The organism is Lacticaseibacillus sp. 866-1 (genome assembly GCF_016861825.1).
Classification (GTDB): Bacteria; Bacillota; Bacilli; order Lactobacillales; family Lactobacillaceae; genus Lacticaseibacillus.
Genome location: NZ_BOLU01000016.1, coordinates 41,665 through 56,771, shown reverse-complemented (window position 1 = coordinate 56,771; position 15,107 = coordinate 41,665). Strand labels below are relative to the sequence as shown.

15 protein-coding genes are annotated in these 15,107 nt (G+C 59.4%); 5 read left to right on the top strand and 10 right to left on the bottom strand.

The window, feature by feature from the left end; genetic code table 11:
• Nucleotides 1–353: 353 nt before the first annotated feature.
• Nucleotides 354–1,097, top strand: a complete 744-nt coding sequence (locus JUE30_RS06525; RefSeq protein WP_203624152.1) for a class I SAM-dependent methyltransferase — start codon at nt 354–356, stop codon at nt 1,095–1,097.
• A 29-nt stretch (nt 1,098–1,126) separates the two neighbouring features.
• Here JUE30_RS06525 and JUE30_RS06520 read toward each other — a convergent pair whose 3' ends face one another.
• Nucleotides 1,127–2,671, bottom strand: a complete 1,545-nt coding sequence (locus JUE30_RS06520; RefSeq protein WP_203624151.1) for an ABC-F family ATP-binding cassette domain-containing protein — start codon at nt 2,669–2,671, stop codon at nt 1,127–1,129.
• 193 nt (nt 2,672–2,864) lie between these two features.
• Here JUE30_RS06520 and lepB point away from each other — a divergent pair, with 193 nt between their 5' ends.
• Complete coding sequence (lepB, locus tag JUE30_RS06515; protein ID WP_255533291.1) at nt 2,865–3,464, top strand: signal peptidase I; 600 nt, start codon at nt 2,865–2,867, stop codon at nt 3,462–3,464.
• 75 nt (nt 3,465–3,539) lie between these two features.
• Here lepB and JUE30_RS06510 read toward each other — a convergent pair whose 3' ends face one another.
• The 3 genes from JUE30_RS06510 to JUE30_RS06500 all read right to left on the bottom strand — a co-directional run bounded on the left by JUE30_RS06510 (nt 3,540) and on the right by JUE30_RS06500 (nt 5,920).
• Nucleotides 3,540–4,289 (bottom strand): DUF975 family protein, encoded by a 750-nt coding sequence (locus JUE30_RS06510; protein WP_203624149.1) that lies wholly within the window; start codon nt 4,287–4,289, stop codon nt 3,540–3,542.
• A gap of 10 nt (nt 4,290–4,299) precedes the next feature.
• Nucleotides 4,300–5,082, bottom strand: a complete 783-nt coding sequence (locus JUE30_RS06505) for a glycosyltransferase family 2 protein (protein ID WP_203624148.1) — start codon at nt 5,080–5,082, stop codon at nt 4,300–4,302.
• 76 nt (nt 5,083–5,158) lie between these two features.
• Complete coding sequence (locus tag JUE30_RS06500) at nt 5,159–5,920, bottom strand: DeoR/GlpR family DNA-binding transcription regulator (protein WP_203624147.1); 762 nt, start codon at nt 5,918–5,920, stop codon at nt 5,159–5,161.
• A 311-nt stretch (nt 5,921–6,231) separates the two neighbouring features.
• Between JUE30_RS06500 and JUE30_RS06495 the strand changes: the two genes are divergently transcribed.
• The gene (locus JUE30_RS06495; protein WP_239061370.1) at nt 6,232–6,924 is read left to right on the top strand and encodes a hydrolase; all 693 of its coding nucleotides are present in this window, start codon (nt 6,232–6,234) and stop codon (nt 6,922–6,924) included.
• Between the two features lie 92 nt (nt 6,925–7,016).
• Here JUE30_RS06495 and JUE30_RS06490 read toward each other — a convergent pair whose 3' ends face one another.
• From JUE30_RS06490 to JUE30_RS06465, 6 genes are all read right to left on the bottom strand, one after another.
• On the bottom strand, nt 7,017–8,075 hold the full coding sequence (locus JUE30_RS06490; protein WP_203624146.1) for an LCP family protein: 1,059 nt from the start codon (nt 8,073–8,075) through the stop codon (nt 7,017–7,019).
• Nucleotides 8,076–8,209: 134 nt separating this feature from the next.
• Nucleotides 8,210–9,004, bottom strand: coding sequence for a metal ABC transporter permease (locus JUE30_RS06485; protein WP_203624145.1), 795 nt, complete (start codon nt 9,002–9,004; stop codon nt 8,210–8,212).
• Nucleotides 9,004–9,705 carry a metal ABC transporter ATP-binding protein gene (locus JUE30_RS06480; protein WP_203624144.1) on the bottom strand — a complete coding sequence of 234 codons (702 nt, stop codon included), beginning with the start codon at nt 9,703–9,705 and terminating at the stop codon, nt 9,004–9,006. Before JUE30_RS06480 ends, JUE30_RS06485 begins: the two co-directional genes overlap by 1 nt.
• A gap of 127 nt (nt 9,706–9,832) precedes the next feature.
• Nucleotides 9,833–10,171, bottom strand: coding sequence for a hypothetical protein (locus JUE30_RS06475; RefSeq protein WP_203624143.1), 339 nt, complete (start codon nt 10,169–10,171; stop codon nt 9,833–9,835).
• Between the two features lie 24 nt (nt 10,172–10,195).
• Entirely contained in the window at nt 10,196–11,698 is a 1,503-nt protein-coding gene (locus JUE30_RS06470; RefSeq protein ID WP_203624142.1) for a gluconokinase, read from the bottom strand.
• A gap of 1 nt (nt 11,699) precedes the next feature.
• Entirely contained in the window at nt 11,700–12,419 is a 720-nt protein-coding gene (locus JUE30_RS06465; RefSeq protein ID WP_203624141.1) for an aldo/keto reductase, read from the bottom strand.
• Between the two features lie 427 nt (nt 12,420–12,846).
• Here JUE30_RS06465 and JUE30_RS06460 point away from each other — a divergent pair, with 427 nt between their 5' ends.
• Complete coding sequence (locus JUE30_RS06460) at nt 12,847–13,962, top strand: PLP-dependent aspartate aminotransferase family protein (RefSeq protein ID WP_203624140.1); 1,116 nt, start codon at nt 12,847–12,849, stop codon at nt 13,960–13,962.
• A 1-nt stretch (nt 13,963) separates the two neighbouring features.
• A complete protein-coding gene (locus JUE30_RS06455; protein ID WP_203624139.1) occupies nt 13,964–15,106 on the top strand; it encodes a PLP-dependent aspartate aminotransferase family protein in 1,143 nt (380 codons plus the stop codon).
• Nucleotide 15,107: the final 1 nt, after the last annotated feature.

The following is a 15,107-nucleotide window of genomic DNA, read 5'->3' as shown; positions in this document are numbered from 1 at the left end:
TGAGTTATTTGAATAGCTCGATTTGTTGTTTATTGCGAATTGACTTCGCTCATGTTAATTAATTCTTTTCAACTTTCATTGAAAAGCCCTATCACATTTACGAAACTTTGTTCAGTTTTCAAAGGACTACCTTGCCCTTGAGGCAACTAATTCAGTATACCTACTTGGGCAGCCACTGTCAACAAAAAGTTTTTAGTGGCTTGTCGCAACGCATGACTGCCTTGCGACAACTTTAGTATCATACCAACCAGGTCAACTCGTGTCAACGAGAATTGAAAATTTCTCGAAATAACCGGCTAAGTATGAAAATTTGATAAGATGGAGGCAACTTATATCCGAAGGAAGGCAGTTTAATGACCAGTCAGGAAGAATGGAATGACTTCGCCCAAACCTACGCGACTGTGCAGCAAGAGTCGCGCCTGCCCATCGAAATCGACGTGGTGCAGTACCTCGCCCAACGCTTGCCGCTTAAAACCCTGACTGTCGTCGACGTCGCTGCGGGGACCGGCCGTTACGCCCTGCCGCTGACCCAGGCCGCGCAGTCAGTGGAGCTGATTGACTGGGCAGAGAACATGCTCAAGCTGGCGGACCAGTGGCTCACCGCCCATGATCAGACCAACTATCGCCTCACCTCAGCAGACTGGCACACACTGCCCGCAAAGCCCCGGGCAGATCTGGCCTTTGTCAGCCAGCTGCCGACTTTGACCCCTGCCGACTTGCCCAAACTGAGGGCGTTCGGGCGCCGTGCCTTGGTGTTGAACCTGCAAACCCAGGCGGCAAGCTCCCTGCTGACTAAAATGGCTGACGCACTGAACACGCCGACGCCCACGTCGCCTCAGGCCGATCCGGCCCGCGCGATGAACGTCAGCGATTACCTGACGACCAACCACATTTCCTACCACACTCACGACTTTCACTACACGCTACCCGACCAGGCCAGCGTCAGCAATCTTTTAACCAACTTCGATCAGCCCTTTTCCGTGCGCGAAGCCAACCAGCTCGCCGAAAAGGTTACCGGCACTGCAAACGCCAACCAAATGCAGACCATCACCCGGGACTACACGTACCAGGTCATGATCATCCCCGCTGGCCACTAAAAAAGGCCGCACAGCGGCGGCCAGTCAAATTACTTTGCCCGTAAGTTCTCGATGTTGATGGTCGTGTCGACCCAGCTGTCATCGTAAAAGCCAGTTTCATGCGAAACCATCAGGATCGCGCCGGGGTATGCCTGCAAGGCTGCCGCCAGCGCGTTTTTCGTATCCTCATCCAAGTGATTGGTCGGTTCGTCCATCACTAAGACATTGCTGGGCTGCAGCATCAGGTCGGCAAGCTTGACCTTGCTCTGCTCGCCCCCGGACAGCATCTGCAGCGGCTTATCCATTTCCTCGCGGGTCAGCGCCGTGCGCGCCATCACCTGACGAAGCGGCCGCTGGCTCAAAGCCGGATACTTGTTCAGCAGAAACTGCAGCGGGGTCTGCTTGGGAATCGCCCAGTTCAGCTCCTGTTCAAAGTAGGCAAACTTCACGTTATCGGCGTATTCAACGTTGCCGCTGATGGCCTTCAACTCACCCAAAATTGTCCGCAGCAAAGTCGTTTTGCCGATCCCGTTGAAGCCTTCCAGCGCGATGACCTCGTCTTTGGCCACCGTGAAGTTAATCGGGGCCAACAACGGCTGGTCGTAACCGACAACCAGGTCGTTGACATCGACCAGGATCTGGCTTTGTACGTCCTGATAAGGAAAAACCAGGTGCGCCTGCGCGCGGTTGCCCGGAGGGGTCAGCTTGGTCATGCGGGCCAGCTGCTTCTCGCGGCTTTTGGCCATCGTCGACCGGGTGCCAGCCTTGAACTTACGAATAAAGGCTTCCTGCTTCTTGATCTCTGCCTGTTGCTTTTCGTAAGCCTTCATGTAAGTCTCGTGGTCGGCCTCTTTTTGGCGCATGGCCTGGTGCAGCGACCCCGTGTACTTGGTGATCGTGCCAAACTCAATGTCGAGAATGGCGTTCGTCACCTGTTCCAAGAAGTCAAAGTCATGCGAGATGACAATGAAGGCCCCTTCGAACTCCTGCAGCCAGCCGGTCAGCCATTCGACGTGGCTGACGTCCAGGTAGTTCGTCGGTTCATCGAGCAGCAGCATGTCGGGCTTTTCCAGCAGCAGCTTGGCCAAAATGATTTTGGACCGCTGACCACCGGACAGTGCGTCGACCGGGTGATCGAGCCCGATGGCATCCAGACCCAGCCCGGTCGCGACCGTTTCGATCTTCGTGTCGAGGTCGTAAAACTCGTTGGCTTCCAGCTCCTGCTGAAACGTGCCGGCTTTTTCAAGCAACTCATCGTCAGGGGCGGCCGCGTAATCGGCGTAGATCTCGTTCATCTTAGCTTCCTTGGCGTAAAGCGCCGCAAACGCCGTGCGCAGGAATTCCATGATGGTCTGACCGGGCTTCAAGTTGACGTACTGATCGAGGTAACCGACGTTGAGGTGCTTTTTCCACACAATGGTGCCCGCGTCGGGCTCAAGACTGCCGGTGAGGATCTTGATCAGCGTGCTTTTGCCAACCCCGTTTTGGCCGACGACCCCCAGGTGATCTGCTTCATTCACCTGAAAACTGGCATCTTGATATAACTGTTTGTCTAAGAACCGCTGGCTTAAGCCTGTTACTGTTAAGACGCTCACCGTGAGCCCTCCTTTTAATTTTTTCTGAAAACGACTCGATTAATGCTAGCACAATCAGGGGCCCTTTTCAAAACAAGTGCACTCGCGGTCGCGAAACTTTCTACTATTGATAGCTGGTTCACCTGCCCTCAGCCTTTCATTTTGTTTTTCTCGTGTGGTATGCTAGATGAAATTGCTGCGGGAAGGTGTCATTTTGAAAGAAAAAAATAGCGGGTGGGGCCGAACCCTCATCGAGTTTGTGGTCATGCTCGTCGTTGTGGTCGTGGCGGTGCAACTGCTGGTCAAATTTGTGGTCAGCAAGGATATCGTCTCGGGTCCTTCGATGCAGACCACGCTGGAAAACGGCGACCGGCTGTACTCCCTGCGCCACAAGCAGGTCAAGCGCGACGACATCGTCGTGATCGATGCCCCCGACGACCCTGGCGCCTTGTACATCAAGCGCGTCATCGGCATGCCTGGCGACACCATCAGCTTCAAAAATAACGTCTTGTATCTTAATGGGAAGAAGACCAACGAACCCTACCTGGACCGCGCCTTTGCCAAAAAAGAAATCGCGGCTTACGCCAGCAAGCAGGGGTTGGATCCAAACAGCATCAACTTCACCATTAATTTCAACATCGCCACTTGGCCTTCCACCAAAAGCGAGACGGTGCCCAAGGATTCCTACTTCGTCATGGGTGACAACCGCCTGATCTCCAAAGACAGCCGCTCGTTCGGCTTTGTCAAGAAGAACAAGGTGCAATCCGTGGTGGTCTGGCGCTACTGGCCGCTCAACCAAATGAAAATCTTTTAAGTCAGACCGGTCCCTGCAGGAGGGCCGGTTTTTTTACGCAAAAGCGCCGGGAGCTGAGCCCCCGGCGCTTTTGCGTTACGGCATCATCTGCCGCTGCACTTCGTATTCCAGCCGAGCATTGGCGTAAAAGCCCGCGTCGACCAGCTGCAGGTACGGATTGATCAGAAAATCAAACACGTGCAGCGTCACCAGCTTGAGCAGCTGCCAGCCCAGCAAACTGAGCTGCAGGCCAAAGTAGTTGAGCTTGCGCCCGCGCATCAGGCGCCAGGAATCCAGCACCGCAGTCGTGCTGCTGTAGGGCCGACCGTCTCCTTCTTCCTGCCGGCCGTCGTAGTAGCGGTAGTAGCTCATCGACAGGCCGTACATGGCGAGGATGCCAGGAATTATCAGCAGGAAAAAGCCCAGGCTCTTGGCAACCCAGGTCAGCGCCATGACCGACAGCAGCCCGAAGAAGTACCGGCTGTTGAACGTCTTAAGCAGCGCTCCCAGCGGCGACACGTGCGAGACCTTGCCGCGCATCACGTCCAGTGCCGTAAAGGCGATGCCCTGGGTGAACCACAGCATCACCACCGACTGAAGCAGCGTCTGATCCGACAAGGTATTGGTGCCGGATAAGTAATCGCTGAAGTTATCGGGATTAGCCGCAATGTTGGCCAAGCCGTAGTTTTGCATGATCTGCCACACCGTCAAAAAGGCCCAGGCGGTGAACGCCAGCACGATCAGCCACGGCAGCAGGTTGGCGAGCATCAGCGAGCGGTACATCCCCGGCTGCTTGAGTCGCGCCTTGGCCTGATGTTTGATTTCGCGATGAGTCATTGACTGCATAGTGTTCCTCCTAACGCTCCGAGCGCACCGGCTCTTCCGGCACGGCCCCGGTTTGATAACTGGTTCGGATCAGCGCGCCAATCTGCCACAGCGCGGTCAACTGCTTGGGCAAAGCCGCCAGCACACTCAGCGACTGGGTAGTCGAATCGGCCCGCACCACGTGGTGATAGCCGGGCTCGCCAAGGTAGTAAAACCGGCTGGCGGCAAGCGCATACTGCGCGTTGAACAGCTCGTCTTCCATCAGCGCCACCTGCTCGTCAAACTGCAGGTGCGCTGACTCGATCACGCTGCGCCGGTAAAACTTATTCCATAAGTAGCCCCGCAAATAGCCGACCGGGGCCAGCATGCCGCTGAGAAACTGGCGGCGCGACAGCACTTTCGAGCGCAACAGGCGCTTTGGCACCGGCTTGGACGCCGGGTCATCCACGTAAAAGGGACTGACCAAAATGTCGTACGGGCCTTCCTCAAGCGCCGCCGCAAACCGGTCAATCAGCCCCGGTGCTAGCCAGTCGTCACCGTCCATAAAGGCCACGTATAGGCCGCGGGCCTGCGCCAGCCCCGCGTTGCGGGCGGCGGACACACCACGGTTTTCAGGCAGATAAATCGGTTCGATCCGCGAATCCGTCTGGGCCGCCTGCGCGATCAGCGCCGCCGAGTCATCCGTAGAATGATCGTCGACCAAGAGCACCTGCAGATTGCGGTAGGTCTGGTTGATTAAGCTGTTCACACCGCGCATCAAGTACGGGGCGAGATTGTAGATCGGCACGACCACCGACACTAACGGACTGGGCAAAACGCCACCACCATTTCTTTTCTAAAAGCTGCATGCAGTATCGCACAAACAACCGGCCAAATGCCAGCCTGGCTGCTCACTGGCCGGCCACCATGAACTGGGTCTGGCCGGCGAACCAGCCGCGCTCCTGTTTAGTCAAGGCCCGCTCAGTGATCAGCACATCGACAGCGGCTAGCGGGAAACCGCGGTACGGGGCCTGAATCTGAAACTTCTGGGTCTCCGACACCACGATCACCTGCCGCGCGGCCTGGGCCAGTGTCGCCTTGACGTCCGCGTCGTCCGCGTACGGGAAGTACACCCCGGCCGCACTCATCGCGGTCGCGCCGATAAAGGCGGCATCAAAGGCAATGCGGCCAAGCGTCGTCAGGTTTTCAGGCTGGAAGAAGAACCGGCCGTGGTGATTCAGCTTGCCGCCAAGCACCCGCAGCGTCACGTCGCTTTTGACGGCCAGCGCGATCGCGTTGTCGAGCGAGTGCGTGTAAATGGTGACCGGCACATCAATGCTTTGCGACAGCTTGAGCAGCGTCGTTGAATCATCGATGAAGTACACGCCGCCGGGCTTGATCAGGCTCAGTGCCTGCCTGGCCATCGCGGTTTTTTCCTTTGAAAAGAGCTTGAGGCGCTCCGAGTAGCTGGGCACCGTGTGGCCGAATGTCAAAGACACGATTCCCCCGCGGGTGCGGCGGCCTGCGCCACTGGCCGCGAGCGCGACCACGTCTCGCCGCGCCGTATCCCGCGAGACCCCGACGGCCTGCATGATGTCTTCAATGCTGAGTTCCTTGCGTTCCGTCAGCAGCCGCTTGATCTCTTCAAAGCGTTTCTCGCGGTACATCGTCACAAGACCGCCCCCTTTCCATGATTATTCCCATTATACGCTACAGTCCGGCGGTATGGCCGCTACCCATATTTTGCAATCTATATTCGCCAAGGTGGTGAGTGACCGCCAAAAACAGGGAATTTTTCTCATTGACTGCCCATTATTCGTCAAGAATGCGATTACACCAAAATTTCACGGCTAGTTTATTACGGGCACATGACAGTGTGACAGAAACAGTTGCTTTTGTAAACTGACTGGCACTTGACTGACACGCGTGCTCGATATACTGCTCAGTGTATTCGGGGGAATCGTCAATTTTCAATCAAATAGGAGTGAGTTTTATCAAAATCAAACATTCATCAATTTTCGGGATTGGCGCCTTAACCGCACTTGCCGCCGTCTTCGCGATTTACACCAGCACGCAGCCGGTCGAAGCGATTTCGACTGACGATGCCGCAAACCGCCAGGCGCAGGCGTCCGGGGTCACCCCAGCGGCCACTCAAACTGCCGCTAAAGTCGTGAATATTAACAAGCTGATTGCCGCACCGAGCGCGATCAGCCCGATCAAGCCAGGCGACAACGCCGAGTTTGACGCCATGATGAAACAGCGCGCGGAAGACGCCGCCAAGGCTAAGGCCGCAGCGGACGCCAAAGCCAAGGCCGACGCTGCCGCTAAGGCAAAAGCCGATGCGGCTGCCAAAGCTGCTCAGGCCGCAACGCGCACTACCACCACCAGCGCCGCTAGTACCGCGACCGGCGCAAGCAAGGGCACGTTCAAAGTGACCTTCTACGATCCGGCGGTCTTGGGCTCAAGCATGGGCTACGGCGGCATTGCCGCAAACCTGTCCGTGCTGCCGCGCGGCTCACGCGTCAAGATCCAGCTGTCAAACGGCCAGACCCTGATCCGCGTCGTTAACGATACCGGTGGTTTTGCCGCTGGCAACCCTCACCAAATCGACGTCGCGATGCCAAACAGCCAGATTCCTTCAGCTGGGGTCCTGTCCGCCATCGTTACTATCATCTAAGTCACACCTAAGCCCACCGCTTGCCGCGGTGGGCTTTTTGCATACACGCTGGCCGCCAAAAAAGGCGCCGATTGCCCGGCGCCCAAACAAGGTTACTTAATGTATTGATAAACGTGGTAGTACGGGTTGTTGCCATTGTTCCAGTCAAAGCCGGCGTTGGTGTTTGCCTCGTTTTGCTTGGTGTTGTAGTTGTCGAGCGTCGTCTTGGCCAAGCCCAGCTCCGCGCGGCCCAGGTCAGACACCCGCTGCAGCTCCTTGGTGCTTGGCACCTGGTACGCCGCATCGCCAATGTAGACGCCATCGCCTTGCAACGACTCCTTTTTCACGTTGGTGAACGCGCCGCGGTAATTGGTCGCCAGGGTGACCAGCTCGTCAAAGCTCAGGTTGGTCCGCAAGTCGGAAGAGAGGGTCTTCATCAGACTCGAGTAACTGGACAGTGTCTTGGTCGACAGGACCTTTTTGACTACCTGCACGATCACTTCCTGCTGGCGCTTCTGCCGGCCGTAGTCGCCTTCGGGGTCCTCGTGGCGCATCCGGGCGTAAGCCAGCGCCTCTTTGCCGTCCAGGTGCATCGGCCCCTTGGTGAACTGATAGCTGCCGACGTGCGGATCAGTCCAGGAAAATGCGACGTTCACGTCCACCCCGCCAACCGCATCGACGATCTTCTCCAGCCCGTCAAGGTTAACCAGTGCGTAGTAGTTGATCGGCACGTTGATCAGGTCCTTGACCGCTGACACGGCCATCGCCGTCCCGCCGTACGTATAGGCGGAGTTGATTTTGGTGACGCCGGTGTAATCGCTGGACGCCACGTGGGTCATCGTGTCGCGCGGCACCGAGATCATCGTCGTGCGCTTCTGCTGCGGATTGACGGTGACCAAGATCATGGTGTCGGTGCGGCCCTTGTCAGAGCGCCCAAGGCCGCCGGTGTCAGTGCCGAGCAGCAGCACAGAAAACGGCTTTTGCTTGCTGAGATCGACCTGTGCCTTTTTGACGGTTTGGTTATCGTACGTGGTATCCAGCGCGGTCTTCGTTTGCGCATACAGGCGCAAGGCGTAACCGCCAGCCAGAAACGCGACCGTCAGGATCAGCAAGACGACAATCTTGCCGAGCGGGTGACGGCGCTGATGGCTGCGAGCATCTCGTCTGTCCATGGCTGCCTCCAATTAGCAATACTTGCTATCAGTTTACTCGATTTTTGGCAGAAAAGGAAAAATCCGGTTAAAAAAACGCCCTCGCAGGCGTGATTAAACAAAAAATTAAGCAACTGAGCAAACCGTTTTCATTCTCACCGCTCGCGGCGATTGCGAATCGTCAGGGCCACCAGGTAAAACGCGCACTCAATGACCGCAATGAAGAAGGTGACCGGCCAATTGGTGACATACCCGAGAAACAGCCCGAGCCACACCCCGACCAGCGCCGTGCCCACCGAAATGGCAATCATTTGCGGCAGCGTGTTGCCGAGGTACTGCGCCACCGCAGACGGCAGCGTCAGCAGGATGAACACCAGCATGGAGCCGACAATTTGGGCGCCGATCGACACTGAAATTGCCAAGATCAAAAGAAAATAGATGCTGAGCAGGTTGCGCCGCAGCCCCTGAGCCTGCGCGCCGACCGGATCAAACGAGTCAAAAGCCAGCCCGCGGTAGCCAATGGTCATCGTCAGCAGCACCCCCACCGCCAAAGCGACCAGCTGCCAAACGTCGGCACGGGAAATGCCGATGATCGAGCCGAACAAGATGGTGGTTGCGTAGCTGGAGCTTTTGCTCGACAGGGCCAAAAACAGGATGCCCAGGCCGATGAACAGGCTGGAAATCGCGCTGATCGACGCCTCGCGCCGGCCGGGCCGCACCGCCAGGCGGCCAACCGAAAGCGAAGACAGGATCGTGGTCAAAAGCATCCCGTCCAGCGGCGGGATCCCGACCAGAACCGCAAACGCCGCGCCGGCAAAGCCAATTTCAGACAGCGTGTGCGCCAGAAACGACATGCCGCGTGCCGTGACGAACACGCCAACGATGCCGGTGGTCAAAGCGATAAAGGTGCTGGCCAGAAAGGCGTTTTGCATAAATTCGTATTCGAACATCAGCGTACCTCCTGGGTCGGTCGCAGTTCCTTGGGCATTGCGGCCTCATTCATCTCGGCAGTCGGCCGCATTTCGTAGCCCGTCTGGGTCAGCAGCAGGTACTGCTGGGTGAAACTTTTGGCCAGGTCCAGGTCGTGCGTGACAAACAGCACCGTCAAACCGTGCTTTTGATTCAGCTGATTGACCAGCGTCATCAGCTCGGTTTTGGTGTTGACGTCCAGGCTGGCGGTCGCCTCATCCAAGATCAGGAAATTCGGCCGCGTGAGCAGCGCCTGCGCCAGGTAGGCCTTCTGCTTTTCGCCGCCGGAGGCCATCCCCAGGGATTGGTGCTGGCGCTCGAGCAGCCCGGTTTCTTTCAGCACCGCGGTCACTGCCGCTTTTTCCTGCTTGCTGTGCCACGGCAGGCGCCCGCCCATCTGATTCAGCGCAACAAAACTGCGCAGCGACAGCGGGTACTCGGGGTCGATGTTGCGAAACTGCGGCACATAGCCCAGCCGCAGCTGCGGCGCCTTAATGATCCGCCCGGCGGTGGGCGTCAGCTGACCCATGATCAGCTTGGTCAGCGTCGTTTTGCCCACCCCGTTAGCGCCGATCAGGCTGGTCACCGACCCGGCGGCAAGGGAGAAGCTGAGATCATGATAAAGCTGGCGGCCGCGAAAACCGAACTTGAGGTGCTCGACGGTCAAAATGGGTTCAGGCATGGAATTCCTCCGGTGAGTAACAGTAATGATTACGATTAACGGGTTCTATTTTACCCCAATGCGGCGCCGCTGGCCAGAAAAAGGGGCCATTTTCAGAAAAGTCGACGAAAAAAGCGGGTCGCCCCGCTTACTGGACCTCGTCTAAGTTGTTGGCCTTGCTGAAGTCAATGTAGATGGCCTTGGGATTGTCCTTAGCGATCAGGATGTAGCCGTGGCCCAGAAAATCCTTGTTGCCGCTGTAATCCAGCGGGAACTCTTGGGCCGGCGCCAGGTTGCCCTGGATCAGCATCGCGTAGATTTCCGAGTCGGTTGCGTCATCGGAAAATGCGAACGCGACCGGCGCCGTCACCAGCTGGTCGGCCTTGTGCATCAGCGCGATCACATCAAAGAGCTGATCGGTGACTTCCTGCGGGAACACCTCGGCAACGGCCGGGCTGACATGCCTGCGTTTATTTGATTCGTACATGTTGCACCTCCAATACTTTGGGTATCATACCATATCGGCGCCGGCCGCAAAACCGGCCAGGTCGTTGTACGTCCCAGCAAGGGCCGCTGCGACCGCTTGCCACACCGGCCAGAGCCGGCGATACGTCGCCGCCGCGGCGCCGGGCTGATAGCGGCCCGCCGCCTGCACCATGCCGGCAACTTCATCGAGGTCGCTCAGCCAGGTCAGCCTGGTCATGCCGAGCACTGCCGCGCCCAGCGCCGAGCTTTGCACGCTTTGGGGCACGACGACCGGGCAATCGAACACATCGGCCAGCATCTGCCGCCAGGCCAGGCTTTTGGCAAACCCGCCGGCGGCATGCAGCACTGGCGCGGTCCCGACCAGCGGTGCCATCAGGGCAAAGGCCGCCTTGAGGTTGAACAGGATTCCTTCCATCACCGCCCGCAGCATGTCGGCCTCGGTGTGCTGACGCGTCAGCCCGACAAAACTGCCGCGGGCGTTGGCGTCCCACAGCGGCGCGCGCTCGCCGCCCAGATACGGCAGAAAAATCAGCCCATGGGCCCCGGCCGGCGCCGTGAGCGCCAAGGTAATGGCCGCTTCAACCGTCGCGTCTGGCCCCAGCAGCGTGTGCGCCGCCCATTGCAGCACAATGCCGCCGTTGTTGACCGGGCCGCCAACGACCCAGCGACCAGGCGCCAGGTAGTACGTGAACAGTTTGCCGGAAGGCGCGACAGTCGGTGAATCGATCACCGTGCGCACCGCCCCAGAGGTCCCGATGGTCACCGCCGTGGCGCCTGGGGCCAGTGCGTTCACCCCGATGTTGGCCAGGGTGCCATCAGAGGCGCCGATAATACCCGGCGTCGCCTGCGGCAGCCCAAGCGCCTGGGCACTGGCAGCGGTCAGTTCAGGCAGCAGCGTGTCCGTGTCGCACAGCCTTGGCAGCTGAGCAGCCGTGATGCCGGCCAAGCTCAGGGCCTGCTCGTCCCAGGTCAGCTTTTTCATGTTGAACAGGCCGGTGGCGTTGGCCAGCGAGTAATCGGCCACCCACTGCCCGTACAGCTGGTGCAGCACCCAGCTTTTGATGCCGCCAAAATAACGCGCCTGCGCCATCAACCCTGGCTGGTTTTGGCGCAGCTGCATCAGCTTGGCCAGCGGCGTCATCGGGTGCAGCGGGACCCCGGTGCGGGCAACCAGGGCATCCGCGTCTGGCCGCGCCTTGAGCTGAGCGGCCGCCTGCGCCGCGCGGAGGTCCGCCCAGGTGATCACCTGACTCAGCGGCTGAAACTGGGCGTCGAGCGCCAGCAGGCTGTGCATCGCCGCGGAAAAACTGAGCCCGGCCACACTGCCGGCCGGCAAGCCCGCGGCCACATCCTTGAGGCCGCCTTGCACCGCCGCCAAAATGGCCTGTGGCTTCAGCTCCGCCGCGCCTGGTTCCGGTTGCAGCAGCGGATACGTCCGGCTCGCCTGCGCCACGCTGCGGCCAGCCGCATCAAAGGCAACCACCTTGGTGGCGGTGGTGCCGATATCAACGCCGATGACCACTTCCATGTCAGTGCCTCCTGTGCTTACGCGGCGCCATCGGCCGGCCATCAAGGGCGGCGAGCACCTGCGTGTCGTGAAAACTGAGCTCAAAGTCAAACACAGCGCCCCACTCAGTGAGTGCCTCAGTGGTGGTGGCGGGCAGCCACGGCCAAACGCCTGACTGCAGCAGCCAGCGAATCACGACCTGCTGCGGCGTTTTACCATAGCGCTCGGCCATGCGGCGCAGCGGCCGCAGCAGTGACAAGTCGCCTTTCCCAAATGGCAAGTCACTGGCCACCTTTAGTCCCGCCGCCTTGGCCGCTTTAACTGCTTCACGCTGCTGCTGGGTCACGCCAAGCGGCAGGACCACCAGTGCGGCGTCCGAGGCTAACTCGCCGCTGAGCGCCTGTGCTTGGGCTTGGCCCGTCGCGACTGCCTGTGTCGCCGCCTGCCGGCTCGCGTCATCGCCGCCGGCCACGATCAGGGCAACCGGTGCCGCCAGGGCCAGCTGCTCACCCGCTGCCAGGCGCACGGTCACAAAACTCGCGTCAGCCGGCAAGCCGGATTGTGCGATTGCAGCCTGGACCGCCGGCAAGTTCGCCTGGTTGCAAATCAGGTGCCGAAAACCGGCTTTTAGGGCCGCTTCGGCCAGATTCTCAGGCGCTTGGTCGACCACCACCCCCACCTCGGGCATGGCGACGGCGTCAGTCAGCGCCACTGTATCGCTTAATTTTGTCAAATGACTCACGGTTCGTCTCTCCTTATTCTCGTCTGCTTTCAGCGTACCACACGCCGCACGTTTTTCAGGCAAAAAACGGCAGCCAATAAACATGGCGCAATGATGAGAAAACCATTGACCTTTTCTCATTATCGGGGTAATCTTTGGTCAATCAGTCGAGATGAGTAACTTGATGCGCGCGTCCAGAGAGCCGGCGCTGGTGGAAGCCGGTCGCGCAGGGCAAGTGAAGCATGGTCTCGAACACGTTGCCGCGGTGAGCTTAGGCAAGCTGCGACCGGGTCCGCCCGTTAGCGCGCAGCCGTCTCGCTTTGCGGTACGGCGTAAGCGCCTTTTGGTGACAAAAGGCGAAATTCGGGTGGTACCACGCCAAGGCGTCCCGCAGAACTTTCTGCGAGGCGCCTTTTTGCGTGGACTGCCCACACTTTGGAGGCATTCTATGACAAAATTAGCGACGCAATTAATTCAAGGCACCAACGGCACTGACGACCAGCACACCGGTGCGATTGTCCCGCCGCTTTACTTCTCCACCGCGTACCGGCACCCCGGCCTCGGCCAGTCGACCGGCTACGACTACGCGCGCTTGGCCACACCGACGCGGGCCCTGGTTGAGCAGCAGCTGGCAGCGATTGAGCGCGGCCATTCGGCGCTGGCCGTCTCCTCCGGCATGGCCGCCATTGACCTGGTCTTTTCGACCTTCACGCAAACCGGCGACCACTTCCTGGCCTCCGACGACCTGTACGGCGGCTCGTTTCGCTATTTTGACGTGCGCAAGGCCAAGTACCAAATCGACTACGACACCTGGAACGGCCAGACCGTGCCCGACCTGCTTGCCAAAATCAAGCCGAACACCCGCCTGATCTGGCTGGAAACGCCGTCGAATCCCACCATGAAAATTATTGACATCAAGGCCGTTGCCTCTGCCGTGCACGAGAAGCGCCCCGACATCCTCGTCGTCGTGGACAATACCTTCCTCACGCCAGTGTACCAGCAGCCGCTGACTGAAGGCGCGGATCTAGTGGTGCACTCGGCCACCAAGTATCTCTCCGGGCACAACGATTTGCTGGCCGGCGCCGTGATCACCTCGACGGCCGCACAGGAAACCGCCTTGCGCGACCAGCTCACCACCACCGGCCAGACCCTTGACCCGTTCGACGCGTGGCTGCTCATCCGCTCGCTGAAAACCCTGAACGTGCGGATGAAGGCCCACACCGCCAATGCTCAGGCACTGGCGAAGGTGCTGAAAAATGACGCCGCAGTTTCGCGCGTGCTGTACGCCGGCGTCGGCGGCATGATCAGCTTTTACCTGGCAAAAGGCTACGACGTCAACGCGTTTTTGCAGCACCTGAAGGTCTGTTCGTTTGCCGAAAGCCTCGGCGCCGTGGAAACGCTGGTCACCATCCCCGATGTGCAGACCCACCACGACATGCCGGTGGCCCAGCGCCGCGCCCTGGGCATCACGCCGAACCTGATCCGCGTGTCGGTGGGGCTGGAAGACGTCGACGATTTAAGCGCGGACCTGCGCCAGGCGCTGGCCAGCGCCAAGGAGGCTTAGCATGAAAGACGCCACCAAGATCATTAAAGTCACCACCGTCGCCGATCCGGCAAGCGGCGCCGTTAACGTTCCGATCCAGCTCAGCTCGACCTTCAATCAGCCGGATTTTGACCAGTTTGGCGAATTCGACTACTCGCGCTCCGGCAACCCCACCCGCAAGGCCGGCGAGGCCGCCGTCGCCGCGCTGGAAGGCGGCGCGCACGGCTTTCTGTTCGCCTCCGGCATGGCCGCGATCGGCAGTGTGCTGCAGATTTTTTCCCAAGGCGACCACCTGCTGGTCTCCAAGTTTGTGTACGGCGGGACGTTTCGGCTCCTGGAGGACGTGCTGAGCCGCTTCGGCATCACCCACACGTTCGTCGACCCCACCGACCTTTCCGCCATTGAAGCCGCGATTCAGCCCAACACCAAGGCCATTTACATCGAGACCCCGTCCAACCCGGTGCTGAAGGTCACCGATATCGCCGCCGTCGCTCAGCTGGCCAAGGCGCATGGTCTGCTTACCATCGCCGACAACACCTTCATGTCCCCTTTGCTGCAAAAGCCGCTGGCCCTGGGCGCTGACATTGTGGTCCACTCGGCGACCAAATTCTTGGCTGGCCACTCCGACATCATCGCTGGCGCCGCCGTCACCAACGACCAGGCCCTGGCCGATCGCATTTACTTCATGCAAAACGCGTTTGGCGCCACGCTGGGTGTCACCGATACCTGGCTTTTGCTGCGCGGGATCAAGACCCTGGACGTGCGCATGCAGCGCTCAAGTGCCAGCGCCAAGGCGCTAGCCACCTGGCTGGCCAAGCAGCCGGCAGTAACGCGGGTGTGCTACCCCGGCCTGCCTACCGATCCGGGTTACCCCATCCAGCAAAAGCAGGCCCTTAGCGGCGGCGCGGTGCTGAGCTTTGACGTCGGCAGCGAGGCCAACGCCCGTATCGTCGCGGAAACCTGCCAGCTGCCTGAGTTCTCCGTGTCGCTTGGCGGCGCGGAAAGTATTTTGTCTTACCCGCCGAAGATGAGTCACGCCGAAATGAGTCCCGAAGAGCGGGCCAAAACCGGCATCACACCGGGCCTGTTGCGTTACTCGGTGGGGCTGGAAGATCCAAGCGACCTGATCGCCGACTTGGCGCAGGCCCTCGCCAAGTGCAAGTAAG